This is a genomic window from Micromonospora sp. WMMD975, assembly GCF_029581215.1.
GTDB lineage: Bacteria > Actinomycetota > Actinomycetes > Mycobacteriales > Micromonosporaceae > Micromonospora.
Genome location: NZ_CP120739.1, coordinates 621,140 through 635,155, shown reverse-complemented (window position 1 = coordinate 635,155; position 14,016 = coordinate 621,140). Strand labels below are relative to the sequence as shown.

14 protein-coding genes and 2 pseudogenes are annotated in these 14,016 nt (G+C 73.0%); 4 read left to right on the top strand and 12 right to left on the bottom strand.

Going from position 1 to position 14,016, the window contains the following annotated elements; translation table 11 throughout:
• Positions 1 to 56: 56 nt before the first annotated feature.
• The 5 genes and pseudogenes from O7613_RS02910 to O7613_RS02890 all read right to left on the bottom strand — a co-directional run.
• Positions 57 to 905, bottom strand: a pseudogene (locus tag O7613_RS02910) (recombinase RecA); the annotation flags it as partial.
• Positions 906 to 908: 3 nt separating this feature from the next.
• Positions 909 to 1,523: pseudogene (gene recA / locus O7613_RS02905) on the bottom strand (recombinase RecA); the annotation flags it as partial.
• A 185-nt stretch (positions 1,524 to 1,708) separates the two neighbouring features.
• Complete coding sequence (locus O7613_RS02900) at positions 1,709 to 1,909, bottom strand: DUF3046 domain-containing protein (protein WP_091072521.1); 201 nt, start codon at positions 1,907 to 1,909, stop codon at positions 1,709 to 1,711.
• A gap of 4 nt (positions 1,910 to 1,913) precedes the next feature.
• Positions 1,914 to 3,254 carry an MFS transporter gene (locus tag O7613_RS02895; RefSeq protein WP_282291923.1) on the bottom strand — a complete coding sequence of 447 codons (1,341 nt, stop codon included), beginning with the start codon at positions 3,252 to 3,254 and terminating at the stop codon, positions 1,914 to 1,916.
• Positions 3,255 to 3,322: 68 nt separating this feature from the next.
• Positions 3,323 to 4,465, bottom strand: coding sequence for an acyl-CoA dehydrogenase family protein (locus O7613_RS02890; protein WP_282291921.1), 1,143 nt, complete (start codon positions 4,463 to 4,465; stop codon positions 3,323 to 3,325).
• A gap of 95 nt (positions 4,466 to 4,560) precedes the next feature.
• Here O7613_RS02890 and O7613_RS02885 point away from each other — a divergent pair, with 95 nt between their 5' ends.
• Positions 4,561 to 5,214, top strand: a complete 654-nt coding sequence (locus O7613_RS02885) for a VOC family protein (protein ID WP_282291919.1) — start codon at positions 4,561 to 4,563, stop codon at positions 5,212 to 5,214.
• A 1-nt stretch (position 5,215) separates the two neighbouring features.
• Here the strand turns inward: O7613_RS02885 and O7613_RS02880 are convergent, their stop codons facing one another.
• A complete protein-coding gene (locus O7613_RS02880; RefSeq protein ID WP_282291917.1) occupies positions 5,216 to 5,470 on the bottom strand; it encodes a hypothetical protein in 255 nt (84 codons plus the stop codon).
• Positions 5,451 to 5,711 carry a hypothetical protein gene (locus O7613_RS02875; protein ID WP_282291915.1) on the bottom strand — a complete coding sequence of 87 codons (261 nt, stop codon included), beginning with the start codon at positions 5,709 to 5,711 and terminating at the stop codon, positions 5,451 to 5,453. The genes O7613_RS02880 and O7613_RS02875 overlap by 20 nt, the downstream gene beginning before the upstream one ends.
• 114 nt (positions 5,712 to 5,825) lie before the next feature.
• On the opposite strand from O7613_RS02875, the gene O7613_RS02870 reads away from it, so the two are divergent.
• Together O7613_RS02870 and O7613_RS02865 are read left to right on the top strand one after the other, a co-directional pair.
• Positions 5,826 to 6,599, top strand: coding sequence for a DUF5753 domain-containing protein (locus O7613_RS02870; protein ID WP_282291913.1), 774 nt, complete (start codon positions 5,826 to 5,828; stop codon positions 6,597 to 6,599).
• Positions 6,590 to 6,787 (top strand): DUF397 domain-containing protein, encoded by a 198-nt coding sequence (locus O7613_RS02865; protein WP_282291911.1) that lies wholly within the window; start codon positions 6,590 to 6,592, stop codon positions 6,785 to 6,787. The genes O7613_RS02870 and O7613_RS02865 overlap by 10 nt, the downstream gene beginning before the upstream one ends.
• 282 nt (positions 6,788 to 7,069) lie before the next feature.
• Here the strand turns inward: O7613_RS02865 and O7613_RS02860 are convergent, their stop codons facing one another.
• Entirely contained in the window at positions 7,070 to 7,768 is a 699-nt protein-coding gene (locus O7613_RS02860; protein WP_282291910.1) for a UdgX family uracil-DNA binding protein, read from the bottom strand.
• Positions 7,769 to 7,850: 82 nt separating this feature from the next.
• The gene (locus O7613_RS02855; RefSeq protein ID WP_282291908.1) at positions 7,851 to 9,188 is read right to left on the bottom strand and encodes an aminotransferase class I/II-fold pyridoxal phosphate-dependent enzyme; all 1,338 of its coding nucleotides are present in this window, start codon (positions 9,186 to 9,188) and stop codon (positions 7,851 to 7,853) included.
• A gap of 38 nt (positions 9,189 to 9,226) precedes the next feature.
• Here O7613_RS02855 and O7613_RS02850 point away from each other — a divergent pair, with 38 nt between their 5' ends.
• Positions 9,227 to 10,450 carry a bifunctional pyridoxamine 5'-phosphate oxidase family protein/GNAT family N-acetyltransferase gene (locus O7613_RS02850; RefSeq protein WP_282291907.1) on the top strand — a complete coding sequence of 408 codons (1,224 nt, stop codon included), beginning with the start codon at positions 9,227 to 9,229 and terminating at the stop codon, positions 10,448 to 10,450.
• A gap of 76 nt (positions 10,451 to 10,526) precedes the next feature.
• Here the strand turns inward: O7613_RS02850 and O7613_RS02845 are convergent, their stop codons facing one another.
• From O7613_RS02845 to O7613_RS02835, 3 genes are all read right to left on the bottom strand, one after another.
• Positions 10,527 to 11,453: a sporulation protein gene (locus O7613_RS02845; RefSeq protein WP_282291906.1), complete on the bottom strand. Its 927-nt coding sequence runs from the start codon at positions 11,451 to 11,453 to the stop codon at positions 10,527 to 10,529.
• A 129-nt stretch (positions 11,454 to 11,582) separates the two neighbouring features.
• Positions 11,583 to 12,647 (bottom strand): hemolysin family protein, encoded by a 1,065-nt coding sequence (locus tag O7613_RS02840; RefSeq protein ID WP_282291904.1) that lies wholly within the window; start codon positions 12,645 to 12,647, stop codon positions 11,583 to 11,585.
• The gene (locus O7613_RS02835; RefSeq protein ID WP_281584341.1) at positions 12,644 to 13,999 is read right to left on the bottom strand and encodes a hemolysin family protein; all 1,356 of its coding nucleotides are present in this window, start codon (positions 13,997 to 13,999) and stop codon (positions 12,644 to 12,646) included. The genes O7613_RS02840 and O7613_RS02835 overlap by 4 nt, the downstream gene beginning before the upstream one ends.
• Between the last annotated feature and the right edge of the window lie 17 nt (positions 14,000 to 14,016).

Here is a 14,016-nt window from a genome sequence, read left to right as displayed (position 1 = left end):
TTCGACTCCATGGCGACCGGAACGTAGGGCGCGATCAGCTCTTGGAACTTCGCCGACGCGTCGGTGGTGAAGATGATCGACGCGGTCTGCCGGGCGCCTCGCGCAACCAGCTTCACGTCCAGCCCGTACGCGTCGCGCAGGTGGTCGACCAGGCGGGTCCTGGTCCCCTCCGCCATCGCCTCGACGCAGATCTCGATCCGACCCGAACCACCTGCCGTCCGCTCCTGCAAGCCCTTGGAGCGCAGCGTGAAGCAGCCGTCGTCCATGAACCACACGGCGAGCGCCAGCGGGGTCAACGCCTTGAGGTAGTCCCAGCTCAAGTGCTTCTTACCGTCACCGAGATATACCGCGCGACGCAGCTCGTCCAGCTCGGGCAGCGGCGTGAAGTCGACGAAGCTCGCGCCACGGGCGTCGGTGCGGCGGGAATGACTGATGTTGCCCAGCAGGGAGACCTTCCAGTCGAGGTAGGCGACCTGCTGGGCACCGTGCCCCAGCCGGAAGCGGACACCGGAGCGGTCCCGCTGGTTCGGCGACAGCGCCCCGTCGCCCATCAGCGAACCGAGCACGACCTGCCACTGCTGCTCGCTGAGCCGACGCGACTCGGCAAGCATCACCCGGTCGCCGGCGATCAACTCGCCCGCCTCCCGCCAGCCTCCGGGCGTCCGGATCAGGTGATTGGCGGTCGCGGCGAATTGGGACCGGCCGTTGCCGCCGGACCTGGCAACGGTGAACTGGAGGAACTGCTCCGCCGGCCCGTTGTTGAACCAGTTGGTGATCCGCTTGGGCTCCACCCGGTCGGTGTCCGGGTTGTAGGAGAGAACCTCGACGTCCATCCGCTGGTTGACGATCTTGCCGATCTTCTCCTGTGTGCCGTCGGCCAGGGTGACCCTGGTCGAGTACGACATGCAGCCGAACATGACGCCGATCTTCTCGCGGAGCTGGTTGATGAAGATCGCGGTGGTGCCGGTGTTGTTGAGGATGCCGGTGATCTTCCGCAGCGCCTGGCTCATCAGCCGGGCCTGGAGGCCGACGTGGCTGTCGCCCATCTCGCCCTCGATCTCGGCGCGCGGCACCAGGGCGGCGACCGAGTCGATCACGATGATGTCGATCGCGCCGGAGCGCACCAGCATGTCGGTGATCTCCAGCGCCTGCTCGCCGGTGTCCGGCTGGGAGACCAGCAGCGCGTCGGTGTCGACACCGAGGGCCTTCGCGTATTCCGGGTCGAGCGCGTGCTCGGCGTCGATGAACGCGGCGATGCCGCCGGCCCGCTGGGCGTTGGCCACCGCGTGCAGGGCGACAGTGGTCTTACCGCTGGACTCCGGACCGTAGATCTCGACGACCCGGCCCCGGGGCAGACCGCCCACGCCGAGGGCCACGTCGAGCGCGATGGAGCCGGTCGGCGTGACCGCCGTCTGGATGACGGGCCGCTCCCCCAGCCGCATCACCGAACCCTTGCCGAATTGCTTGTCGATCTGAGCGAGAGCAAGGTCGAGTGCCTTCTCCCGGTCAGGACCTGCCGCCATCGTTGCCACCCCTGCCTTCGCCGGCGTCTTTCCTGAGCTTCGCGTCACGCGGGACACGCTAGGCGCTGGGTCCGACAGAAAACCAGCCGACGGGCCGCGAGCTGTGGACGAGCACCCCGCTGTGGACAATAGCCGAACAGGTGTACGACTGGGCAAGCGACACGCGGAACCGCCGAAAAGGCTGCTCAGCGTAGTCGCGCGGGCACCCGGTCGGGATACGCGGCCACCACCGCGCGCCACACCACATGCGTTTCCTCACCGGCGGCCAGGGCCTGCTCGACGGTCCGCCCGCCGAGTTGGGACAACACCTGGTCGCTGGCGATGCTGGCCGCGTAGCCCGGCCCGAACGCCTCCTCCAGCCGCGCCCAGAAGTCGGTCAGCCGCACGTGTTCAGTCCTCCTCTTGATGTCCGCCGGCGCCGGAAACGCCGGCCACGCCGGAAGCCCCGGCTGCGCCCGGAGTCCGCAACGCCAGCGCCACCAACGGCACCACCGCGATGGCCGCCAGCAGGGTCAGCGTCGGGTACCCCACGGCCCGCAGGACGAACCCGCTCACCGCCGCCGCACCCGCCCCGGCCAGCCCCATGAGCAGGTCGGACAGGCCCTGCACACCGGGCCGGTCGGCGGTCGGCACCGACTCCGACAGCAGCGTCGAGCCCGCCACCATGGTGCCCGACCAGCCCAGCCCGAGCAGCGCCAGCCCCACCGAGAGCGGCGCGGTGTGGTGGCCGGCGGTGCCGGCGACCGCGCACGCGGCCAGCAGCAGCGCCACGCCACCGAGGATCACCGGCCGCCGGCCCAGCCGGTCGGTCAGCCAACCCACCACCGGCGACAGCGCGTACATGCCGGCGATGTGCAGGCTGAGCACGATGCCGACCACCCGCAGCACGTCCGCGTCGGAGTGCCACTCGCCGAGGTGCACCGGGGTCATCGACATCACCGCGACCATCACCAGGTGCCCCACCGCGACCGCCGCGATGCCGAGGCGGGCGGCCGGCCGTCCGCGTACCGTCCGCCACGCGGCGACCATGCCACCGCGGCGGGTGACCGCCGGTGCGGGGCCGGCGGGACGTGCGTCCTCGGCCGCCGCCAGCCGGCGCGCGGTGAGCAGCGGGTCCGGCCGGAGCAGGATCAGGAGTACGACGGCGGCCAGCACGAACGCGACGGCGCTGAAGGCGAACGGGCCGGCCAGCACCGGCAGGCCCCATCCCCGGGTGGTGTCGTCGGCGAGCGCGGCGAAGTTCGGCGCGGCCACCGAGCCGATGGTGGTGGCCCAGACCACCAACGACAACTGCCGGCCGCGGCGTTCCGGCGCGGCCAGGTCGACGGCCGTGTAGCGGGCCTGGAGGTTCGCCGCCGTGCCGCCGCCGAACAGCAGCATGCCGACGAAGAGCAGCGGCACCACGCGGGTCGCGGTGGCCACCACCACGAGCGCCCCGCCGGCCGCGCCGACCAGATAGGCCGCGACCAGGCCGGGTCGCCGCCCGCGGGCCCCCATCAGCCGGGTCACCGGTACGGCGAGCAGCGCGGCCCCTACCACCCCGGCGCTCTGCGCCAGCCCGGCCAGGGCGGTGCCGGCGACCCGGGCCGCGAGCAACGCGCCGACCGAGATGCCGATGGCGACGCCGACGCCGCCGATGATCTGGGTGCAGACGAGCAGCCGGAGGGTACGCCGCTGGATGCCGGCGACGTCGGGCCGGGGCGGCGCCGGCGCGGTCAGGTCGGTGGTCATGGCGCTCCTGGGGTACGGCGGGGGCCTCATCGTCCCCCACCGGCTCGGGCGACCGGCACCCGGTTTCGCTACAGGCCGAGGCCGCGGCCGATGATCTCCTTCATGATCTCGGTGGTGCCGCCGTAGATGGTCTGCACCCGGCTGTCCAGCCAAGCCTTCGCCACCGGGTGCTCCAGCATGAAGCCGTAGCCGCCGTGCAACTGCACGCACCGGTCGGCGACCCTGGTCTGCAACTCGGTGGTCCACCACTTGGCCTTCGCCGCGTCGGTCACCGAGAGCCGGCCCGCGTCGTGCTCGGCCACGCAGTGGTTGACGAACGTCCGGGCGATGGTGACCTCGGTGTCCAGCTCGGCCAGGAGGAACCGGTTGTGCTGGAACGCACCGATCGGCCGGCCGAACGCCTCCCGGGACCGGGCGTGCTCCAGCGTGAGGGCGAGCAGCTTCTCGCAGGCCGCCACCGCGCCGACGGCGATGCTCAGCCGCTCCCGGGGCAGGTTGGCCATCAGGTGGTAGAAGCCCTGGTTCTCGACGCCGATCAGGTTCTCCGCCGGCACCCGGCAGTCGTCGAAGAACAGCTCGGCGGTGTCGTTGGCCTTCAGGCCGACCTTGGCCAGCCGGCGACCCCGGTCGAAGCCGGGGGTGCCGCGCTCCACCGCCACCAGGCTCACGCCGTGCGCGCCCCGGTCCGGGGCGGTCTTGACCACCACCACCACGAGGTCGGCCATCTCCCCGTTGGTGATGAACGTCTTCTGGCCGTTCAGCACGAGCGAATCGCCGTCGCGGACCGCGGTGGTGCGGATGCCGGCCAGGTCACTGCCCGCGCCCGGCTCGCTCATCGCGATCGCGGTGACCAGGTCGCCGGAGCAGAAACCGGGCAGCCAACGCTGGCGCTGGTCGTCGGTGGTCAACTCGGTCAGGTACGGCGCCACCACGTCGTTGTGCAGGCCGAAGCCCAGCCCGGTGCAGCCGGCCGCGACGATCTCCTCGTCGAGCACCGCGTTGAACCGGAAGTCACGCTGCCCGCCACCGCCGTAGGCCGGGTCGACGTCCGGACCGAGCAGCCCGGCCGCGCCCGCCCTGCGCCACACCTCGCGGTCGACGATGCCGTCGGCCTCCCACCGCTCGTGGTGCGGCACCGCCTCCCGGGCCAGGAACCGGCGGCACAGGTCCCGGAACTCCTCGTGGACGGGCTGGTAGAGATGCTGCTCCATGGCGGCCAGTCTGGCACCGCTCACCCGCCCGGGACAGGGGCCGCATGCCGGTGTGGGCGGTGGCCGGCCGGCCCGAGGCACGTCAGGATGGCGGGATGGGCACGTTGACCGGAGCACAGATCGACGACGCCGGGCTGGACGGGTGGACGTACCTACTCGGCGCCTTGCACACCCGCATCCGTACCCCCGATTTCGCGGCCGGACTGGCGTTGGTGGCCGCCGTCGGCGCGGAGGCCGAGCGGGTCGACCATCATCCCGACCTGGACCTGCGCTACACGTTCGTGGACGTGCGGCTGTGGTCGCACGACGTCGGCGGGGTCACCGGCCGTGACCTGCGGCTGGCCCGGACCATCTCGGCGCTCGCCGCCGACGCCGGCCTGACGCCCTCCCCCGCCGGCCTGGCCCGGCTGGAACTCGGGCTGGACAGCCCGGAGCACGCCGCCGTGGCGCCGTTCTGGCGGGCGGTCCTGGCGTGGGAGCGACCGGCCGATGCCAGCTCCGACGACGAGGTACGCGACCCGGCCGGCGCGCTGCCGACGATCTGGTTCCAGGCGTCGGGCCGCGACGAGCCCCGGCAGCGCTGGCACCCGGACGTATGGGTCGACCCGGCCGAGGTCGCGCCGCGCATCGAGGCGGCGCTCGCGGCCGGCGGCACGCTTGTCAGCGACGCCGAGGCGCCGAACTTCTGGGTGCTCGCCGACCCGGACGGCAACCGGGTCTGCCTCTGCACCTGGCAGGGACGCGGCTGACTCAGCGGGCGGGCAGCCGCACCCGGCCGTCCCCGACGGCCCGGCGCTCCACCCGCAACCCCTTCGACTGTACGAAGATGCGCCGCCGCCGGACCGCCTCGCCCTTGGCGTCCAACTCGTAGCCCTCGACCCACCGCCAGCCGTCGAAGGTCGCCGCGTCGGTGACGTCCCGGATCACCCGGAACCGGATCGGCTTGGTGAACTGCACGCTCGCCGCCCTGGTGACCAGCAGAATGTCACCGCCGTTCAGCACCATCGGTCCCCGTCCGGTCCCGCCAGGCGCGCAGGGTCTCGCACGCCCGCGTGAGTCGCTCGCAACCGCCGTCCGCCTCGCACCGGGAACAGGGCTGCCGGTGATGGAAGTCGAGCACGTAACCGGCCATGATCACGGCGAACGGCGGCGTCGCGTGGGCGCCGGCCCGATCCGGGTACGCCGTGGCCGGCTGCACCACGTCGACCGGCTCGTCATCACGCTGGAACCACTTCCACCTGGTCATCTTCGGCCTCCGCATCGTCCTCGCCTCCCACACGATGCCGAACGGTGACAGGACCCTCACACAGCGTTGCTGTATGTTCGTGAGACGTCGGGGACGTCCACTGGGGAGGGCACGGTGAACCACGGGCTCATAGCGGCCATGACCGAAGCGGGTGAGACCGCGGAGAGCCTCGCAGCTCAGACAGGTGTCGACCCCAAGACGGCACAGCGCTGGGTCAGTCGTGGGCGCATCCCGCGCCCCCTGGCCCGCTCCCGGGTGGCGGCCATCCTCGGCAAGGACGTAAAGGACCTGTGGCCGGACGTGCTCAAGAGACGTGAGCCGTCATGGTTCCGCCCCTGGGCCGACATCGAGCGGGAAGCCCTGGAGCTTCGATGGTTCGAGCTGGTGTGGGTGCCCGGATTGTTGCAAACCGAGGCGTACGCCAGAGCGACCCTCGCGATGGAGTCGCTGACCGCGGGCGAGATCGAGGAGTTGGTCTCAGCTCGGATCGAGCGGCAATCGGTCCTTCGCAGGTCCCGACCGCCCTTGCTCATCGCCGTCATGGACGAGGCAGCCCTTCGCCGTCCAGCCAGCACCAGAAAGGACGACACCCTGATGCGTGAGCAGTGCGAGCACATCCTCGCCTGCGCCGAGTTGCCCTGCGTGCGGGTTCACGTGGTCCCGTCGGCTACGCCGATGTACCCCGGGATGGGAGGGCCGTTCATCCTGGCGGAGATGCCTGACGGCACCCGCACAGCGCACATAGACGCACAGGTCAGGGCTCAGATCATCGAGGATCGAGGTGAAGTCGCTACCCTGGAAGGCCGCTGGGCGCGCATAGTTAGCGAAGCGCTCCCCCGAGCGCAGTCTCTCGACCTCATCAGGGAAGCGGCGGCGTCATGGACCTGAGCAACGCGCACTGGCGTAAGAGCACCAAGAGCGGCAACAACGGCGGCGCGTGCGTGGAGGTAGCGGCCAATCTCCCCGGTGTCGTCGCCGTCCGGGACAGCAAGGACGAGCACGGGCCGGCGCTGGTGTTCGCCCCGGCGACCTTCGAGACGTTCGTCTCCGCGGTCAAGCATCGACGCCTCGCTTGATCCGGCGTCCATGACCGCGCCGACGTCATCCGCTGGTGGGCACCCTCCGCGCCCGTAGACACCCATAGCGCTCCACCCACACCCCACCCAGCCCACGAGTGTAACGCTAAGGGCGCCTCAGGCCGCTCTGGACACCCGTAGCACGCACCACGTGCCCACGGGTGGGTGCGGCGGGCCGTCATGACACCCGTAGCGCTCCACCCGACGCCGGGAGACCGGCTAAGGCGGGACAGCAGGGTTGAGCACCGGCCGGAGCCGTCGAGGATCAGCGCCCGGGCTGACTCAGCGCAGCGCCCCGGCCGCCACCTTCAGGTCGGCGACCAGGCCCTCGTACGCGATGTCCTGATTGTCGGCGCGCAGCACGGCGGACGGGTGGATGGTCGCGAGCAGCCGGGTGGTCGGCGCGTCGGCGACCTTGCCGGCGCGATCCACCGGCACCCCGGCGAAGTCCTCCGGGTGTTGCGCGGCGGCCGGCCACGGCAGCAGCTCGCCGCGCTGCTTCGTCACCCGGAACGTCGGGCCGAGCAGCGCCTTGGCGGCGGTGGCGCCGAGCACCACCACGATCTCCGGGTGCAGCCTGGCGAACTCGGCGACCAGCCAGGGGCGGCAGGCGGTGATGTGCACCCGGTCCGGGGTCTGGTGGATGCGCCGCCTGCCGCGCAGCTCGAAGCGGAAGTGCTTCACCGCGTTCGTCAGGTAGAGCTGGCCGGGGTCGAGGCCGGCGTCGTCGACGGCCCGGCGCAGCAGCCGACCGGCCGGGCCGACGAACGGCAGTCCCTGCTGGTCCTCCACGTCTCCCGGCTGCTCGCCGACGAGGACCACCCGGGCGCGCTCGTCACCCCGGCCGAAGACGGTCTGTGACGCGTCCCGGTACAGCTCGCAGCCCCGGCAGCCGGACGACGCCGCCCGCAGCGCGGCGATGGTGTCCGCCTCCGGCGGGATGAACTCCTGCGCCCCAGGCGCGCTCCCGGTCTCGACCATGCCGACCGTTCTACCCCACCCACCGCCCGCCACGCCGTATCTCCCCGCGTGTTAAGCGGGGCCCCCGCCTCTACCGAAAGCGTTAATAGGGGCCCCCGCCTTGCACAGGGCGCACCGCGCGGGTGAGCGCTTCGGCGAGCGCTGGCAGGTCGGGGGCGTCGAGGGTGCTCACCGTGAGCCGGACGGCGGGGGCGGCGGCGATCCGGTAGAGACTGCCCGGCGCCACCGACCAGCCGGCGTCGCGCAACGCGGTGACCGCGACCGTCTCGTCGGGCACCGGCACCCAGACGTTGATCCCGGTCGGCCCGTGCGCGGCCAGCCCGCGCGCGGCGAGCGCGGCGACCAGGCCGTCGCGCCGCCGGTCGTAGGCGTCGGCCGCCCGCCGCACCAGCTCGCCGGTGGCCGGGTCGCGCCAGAGCGACAGGACCAGGCGTTGCAGCACTGTGGACACCCAGCCGGCGCCGACCCGCGCCCGGCCGGACACCCGCGCCACGGTGGCCTCGTCGCCGGAGAGCACGGCGAGCCGCAGGTCGGGCCCGTAGGGCTTGCTCACCGACCGGACGAAGGCCCACGCCGGGGTCGCCCCGGCGAGCGGGTGCAGGGGTACGCGGGCCAGCTCGGCGGCGTGGTCGTCCTCGATCACCAGCAGGTCGGCGCGGCCGGCGAGCAGCGTACGCAGCGCGGCGGCCCGGTCGGCGGAGACGGCCGCGCCGGTCGGGTTCTGGGCCCGGCTGGTCACCACGAGCGCGCGTACCCCGGCGGCCAGCGCGGCCCGCACCCCGGCCACGCTCGGTCCGTCGTCGTCCACCGGCACCCCGACGGTACGCAGCCCGAGCGCGGCGATCAGGTCGAGCAGGTTGGCCCAGCCCGGGTCCTCCACCGCCACCGCGTCGCCGGGGCGCAGGTGGGCGGCGAGCAGCCGTTCGATGCCGTCGAGCGCGCCGCCGGTGACGGTCAGCTCGTCGGCCGGCACCCCGTCGGCGGCGAGCCGTTCCCGGGCGGCGGCGGCCAGTTCGGGCAGGACGGCGGCGTCCGCGTACCCGGTCGGGGTGTCGACCTCGGCGGCGAGCGCGGCGAGGTGCGGACCGAGCGGGGGCAGCAGCCGTCCGTCGGGGTGCCCGTCGGCGAGGTTCCGGGTGCCGGGTCGCGGCGGGGGCGCCAGCGCGGCGCGGCGGGTGGCCACCGGCGGCCGGGGGCGGACCCGGGTGCCGTGCCGGCCGGCGGTCGCGACCAGTCCCCGGTGCCGCAGGTCCTGGTACGCCCGCGCGACGGTGGCCGGGCTGACGCCGAGGTCGGCGGCGAGCGCGCGGACCGCGGGCAGGGGGTCGCCGGGGGCGAGGTCGCCGGTGCGGATGGCGGATTCCACGCTCGCCGAAATGGCCGCCGACGTGGACCCGGTCACCTGATAATGTGCTGCCACAGTTTTAAGATTGTACTAGAACAAAGGCGGGATGTCGTATGTACCCTCCGACCCATCGCACCACCGCCACCCGCACCCGCGACCGGATGCACTACGACCGGGCCACCGCCCACGCGCTGCTCGACGAGGCGTACCACTGCGCGCTGTCGTTCGTGGTGGACGGTGAGCCGCGCGTCCTGCCGACCCTGCACGTCCGCGTCGACGACACGCTCTACCTGCACGGCTCCACCGGCAGCCGGCCGCTGCTCGCCGCCCGGGGCGAGGCCGGGCTGGCGGTCTGCGTCGCGGTCACCCACCTCGACGGGCTGGTCTACGCCCGCTCGCAGTTCCACCACAGCGCCAACTACCGGTCCGTCGTCGTGCACGGCGCCGCCCGCCTCGTCGACGACGCCGACGAGAAGGCCCGGGCGATGACCGCGCTCGTGGAGAAGGTGGCCGCCGGACGGTCCGCCGACAGCCGGCCACCGAACCGGCGCGAGCTGGCCGAGACGGCGGTGCTGGCGCTGCCGCTGCGCGAGGTCTCGGTGCGGATGCGCACCGGCGGGGTGAACGACGAGCCGGCCGACGAGAGCCTGCCGTACTGGGCCGGGGTGCTGCCGCTGCGCCTCACGCCGGGGCGACCCGAGCCGGCCGACGGTGTGACCGCGCCGGTGCCGGCGTACCTGCGACCGGCGCGCTCGGCCTGGTTGGAGCCGGTGGTGCTGCGCGGCGCGCACGTGGTGCTGGAGCCGCTCGACCTCGCGCACGCCGACGACCTGCACACGGCCACCGACGACCCGGAGGTGTGGCGGCACCTCGGCTACCCGCAGCCGGCCGACGTCGCCGGGATGCGCCGGATCCTCGCCGCCTACCTCGACGCCCAGCAGCGCGGCGAGCAGGTGTGCTGGGTGCAGCGCTGCGCCGTGACGGGCGCCGTCGTCGGCACCACCTCCTGGTACGAGGTCGACCCGGCCCGCCGGTCGCTGGCGATCGGCTACACCTGGCTGGGTCGGCCGTGGTGGCGCACCGGCATCAACACCGAGGCGAAGCTGCTGCTGCTCACCCGGGCGTTCGAGGAGTTGGACGCGATCCGGGTGGCCTGGCACACCGACATCCGCAACGAGCGTTCCCAGCGGGCGATCAAACGGCTCGGCGCTACCCGCGAGGGTGTGCTGCGGCGGCACCGGCAGCGCCCCGACGGCTCCTGGCGGGACACCGCGCAGTACTCGATGCTCGCCGAGGAGTGGCCCGCCGCCCAGCACGCCTTACGCGCCCGAGTGTAAGGAGGGGGCCCCGCTTAACGCATTTGGTAGAGGAGGGGGCCCCGCTTAACACCCCGTCGCGGCGGGGGCACGCCGCTCAGGTGCCGTCGCCGGCGCCGGAGCCGCCTACGCCGGCGCTGCCGGCTGTGCCGCCCAGGCCGTAACCGGGAGCCACCGGCTGGTCGGGAGCGCGGCTGACGTGCGCCGACTCGCGGATCGTGGCGGACCAGTCCGCGTGCGCTGCCGCGGCGGCGTGCCTGTCGATGGCGTGCCGCAACCAGCCATCCACGGTGGAGACCCAGTCCCGCCGGTCCGCCCCGGCGTGCCAGACCCGGAACCGGCTGATGCTCTGGTGGGTCACCCCGGCCAGGGAGAGCCGCCGGTCCAGCCAGAACAGCACCTCCATGCCGGCCGAGTTCGTCAACATGATCACTTCCAGCTCGGTGATCGGCCCGGCGTAGAGCGGGGCGACCCAGAACCCGAGCCGCTGCTGGAACGGCAACGTCTGTTCCACCCCGGGCAGCCGGCCCTGCTGGAGTCCCGCCTGCCGCATCACGAAGCCGAGCGTGCCGAGCGCGGCGAGCAGGTGCTGCTGGGTGGGCAGCGGATGGATGAGGACCGGCACCATCTCGCCCTGGTCCAGGTCAGGGTCGACGGACACCTCGGTACGCAGCCCGGTGCGCAGGGTCATCAACGGCACCCCGCCGAACACCGTCACCGGCGTCTCCCAGGGCAGCGGCACGGCGAAGTCGACCGCCCGCCGCCGCCCGGCCGGCACCACGAACCGCCCGGCGACCGTCCATTGGTGATATTGCACGAGCCGGCGCGGCGCGCCCGGGTCCTCCGGCTCGACCTGCGCGACAAGTCCCAGCCGGATACGCCGGACCGGGACGTCCTCCCCCTCGGCGGCAAGCGTCACCCGTCCCGGCAGCCGCAGACCGGGCCGGGTGCTCGGGTTGCTCAGGGTGCTGCTGACCGAGAGCCCGGTCCAGAAGCCCCCCCGAGACACCCCCGTCACCCGCACACCCGCGCTTTCCCCTCCCCCGGCCCTCACACACCCGCCCTGTTTCTCGGAAAGTGGGCCTATCCGAGGCCGGATAGGCCCACTTTCCGTGAATCTGCGCCGAGCGGGGGTGAGGGTGGGGTGGGGTGGTCAGCGGAGGCGGCGGCCTCGGGGGATCGGGTCGGTCTCGTCGTCGAACTCGCCGATGACCTCCTCCAGGAGGTCCTCCAGCGCGACGAAGCCGATCGGCCGGGTCGGTCCGCCGCCGTTGCGCACCAACGCGAGCTGCGCCTGCCGGCCCCGCATGGCGGCCACCGCCTCGGTCACCGACGCCTCGGCGGGCAGCGTGAACGCGCCAGTCATCAGCTCCCCGGCGATGGCCGGCCGGCCGTTCGTGACCGCCCGCACCGCCTCCCGTACGTGGACCAGGCCGCACACCTCGCCACCCGCGTCGAGGACGGCGAGCCGGGACCGGCCGCTGTCCCGCGACACGTGCTCGATCCGCTCGGCGGTGTCGTCGCGGCGCACGGTGACGATCCGATCGAACGGCTCCATCACCTGCGCGACCGTGGTGCCCTGCAACTCCAGCATGCTTGTCAGCAACTGGTGCTGCTCCGCGCCGAGCAGCCCGTGCTCCCGGGACTGTTCCAGCAGGATGCGCAGCTCGTCCGGGCCGTGCACCTGGGCGAGCTGGTCCTGCTGCCGCACGCCGACCACCCGCAGCATCACGTTGGCCAGGCCGTTGAGCAGGGAGAGCACCGGACGGGCGATCCGGGCGAAGGCCCGGAACGGCAGCGCCAGCAGCATCGCCGAGCGCTCCGCGTCGGTGATCGCCCACGACTTCGGCGCCATCTCACCGACCACCAGGTGCAGGAAGGTCACCAGGCCCAGCGCGAACAGCAGGCCGACGACGTGGCTGGCCGCGTCCGGCAGGCCGACCGCGTGCAGCAGCGGGCTGAGCAGGTGCTCGATGGCCGGCTCGGCGAGCGCGCCGAGGCCGAGCGTGCACAGCGTGATGCCGAGCTGGGCGCCGGCAAGCATCAGGCTCAGCTCGCGGACGCCGTCGAGCGCCGCGCGGGCCGCCCGGCCGCCACCGGCCGCCGACTGCTCCAGCCGGTACCGCTTGGCGGCGACCAACGCGAACTCGGCCGCCACGAAGAATCCGTTGAGCGCCAGCAGCACCACGGAGAAGATCAGCGCGAACCCGGGGCTCATGCCGCCCCCTCCCCGGACACGTCGGCGGTCGACCGCAGTCGCACCGAGTCGGCCACGTGCCGGTCCACGGCCAGCACCTCGACAAGCACCCGCGGCCCGGACGACGGCTCGTCGCCCTCACCGGTGGGCGCGATCTCCAGCCGGTCGCCGACCTCGGGCACCCGGCCCAGCTCCCGCATCACCAGGCCGGAGAGCGTGTCGTACTCGGGCGCCTCGGGCAGCTCGATGCCGGTGCTGTCGACGACCTCGTCGATCCGCCAGCGGGCCGGCACCACCCACGAGCCGTCCTCCTGCCGGGCCGGCGCCCGCTCCGGCGGATCGTCCTCGTCGCGGATCGGCCCGACCAGTTCCTCGGCCAGATCCTCCAGCGTGATCACGCCGGCGAACCCGCCGTACTCGTCGACCACGCAGGCCAACTGCCGGTGCCCGGACCGCAGCCGGTCCAGCACCGTCGGCAGCGGCAGCGTCTCCGGCACCAGCAACGGGGGTACGGCCACCGCGTCGATCCGGGTACTCCCCCGCTCAGCCGGCGGCACCCCCAGTACGTCGGCGATGCCGATCACACCGATCAGGTCGTCGACGCCCTCGGCGCCGCGGACCGGGAACCGGGAGTGACCGGTGTCGAGCATCTCGACGACCCGGCTGACCGGCTCGTCGGCCCGGACGGTGTGCACGTCCACCCGGGGCACCATGGCCTCGCCCGCGGTCAACTCCCGGAAGTCGAGCCCCCGGTCGAGCAGGTCGGACATCTCCGCGTCGAGGTGCCCCTCCTCGCGGGACTCGGCGATGATCTGTTCCAGGTCGGCCGGGGTGGCGCCGCTCGGCAGCTCCTCGATCGGCTCGATGCCGACCCGGCGGAGCAGCCGCACGGCGGCCCGGTCGAAGAGCGTGATCAGCGGACCGGCGATCCGCAGGTAGACCAGGGTGGACCGGGACAGCGCCCGGGCGAGCGGCTCGGCCCGGGCGATGGCCAGGTTCTTCGGGGCCAGCTCGCCCAGGACCATCTGCACCACGGTGGCGATGACCAGGGCCAGCGCCACCGACAGCGGCAGCGCCACCGCGCTCGACACCCCTGCGACGCCGAGCAGGTCGGCCAGCCCGGCACCCAGGTACGGCTCGGCGACGTAACCGACGAGCAGGGCGGTCACGGTGATGCCGAGCTGGGCGCCGGACAGCATGAAGGAGAGCCGACCGGTGACCTCCAGGGCCCGGGCGGCGGCGCGGTCGCCACCGTCGGCGAGTTGTTTGAGCTTGCCGCGGTCGACGGCGACGTAACCGAACTCCTGCGCCACGAAATAGCCGGTGGCGGCGGTGAGCACGGTGATGAGAAGGAGACCGACGATGATCAGCACGGGAGGTTCAGGGCTCC

Bases quoted from the DNA above. Each gene is read 5' to 3' on its own strand.
- O7613_RS02860 (WP_282291910.1), bottom strand. From the start codon at position 7,768: ATGGTCGAGACCGGGAGCGCGCCTGGGGCGCAGGAGTTCATCCCGCCG.
- O7613_RS02865 (WP_282291911.1), top strand. From the start codon at position 6,590: ATGGACCTGAGCAACGCGCACTGGCGTAAGAGCACCAAGAGCGGCAAC.
- O7613_RS02880 (WP_282291917.1), bottom strand. From the start codon at position 5,470: ATGGTGCTGAACGGCGGTGACATTCTGCTGGTCACCAGGGCGGCGAGC.
- O7613_RS02840 (WP_282291904.1), bottom strand. From the start codon at position 12,647: ATGAGCCCCGGGTTCGCGCTGATCTTCTCCGTGGTGCTGCTGGCGCTC.
- O7613_RS02890 (WP_282291921.1), bottom strand. From the start codon at position 4,465: ATGGAGCAGCATCTCTACCAGCCCGTCCACGAGGAGTTCCGGGACCTG.
- O7613_RS02875 (WP_282291915.1), bottom strand. From the start codon at position 5,711: ATGACCAGGTGGAAGTGGTTCCAGCGTGATGACGAGCCGGTCGACGTG.
- O7613_RS02895 (WP_282291923.1), bottom strand. From the start codon at position 3,254: ATGACCACCGACCTGACCGCGCCGGCGCCGCCCCGGCCCGACGTCGCC.
- O7613_RS02885 (WP_282291919.1), top strand. From the start codon at position 4,561: ATGGGCACGTTGACCGGAGCACAGATCGACGACGCCGGGCTGGACGGG.
- O7613_RS02850 (WP_282291907.1), top strand. From the start codon at position 9,227: ATGTACCCTCCGACCCATCGCACCACCGCCACCCGCACCCGCGACCGG.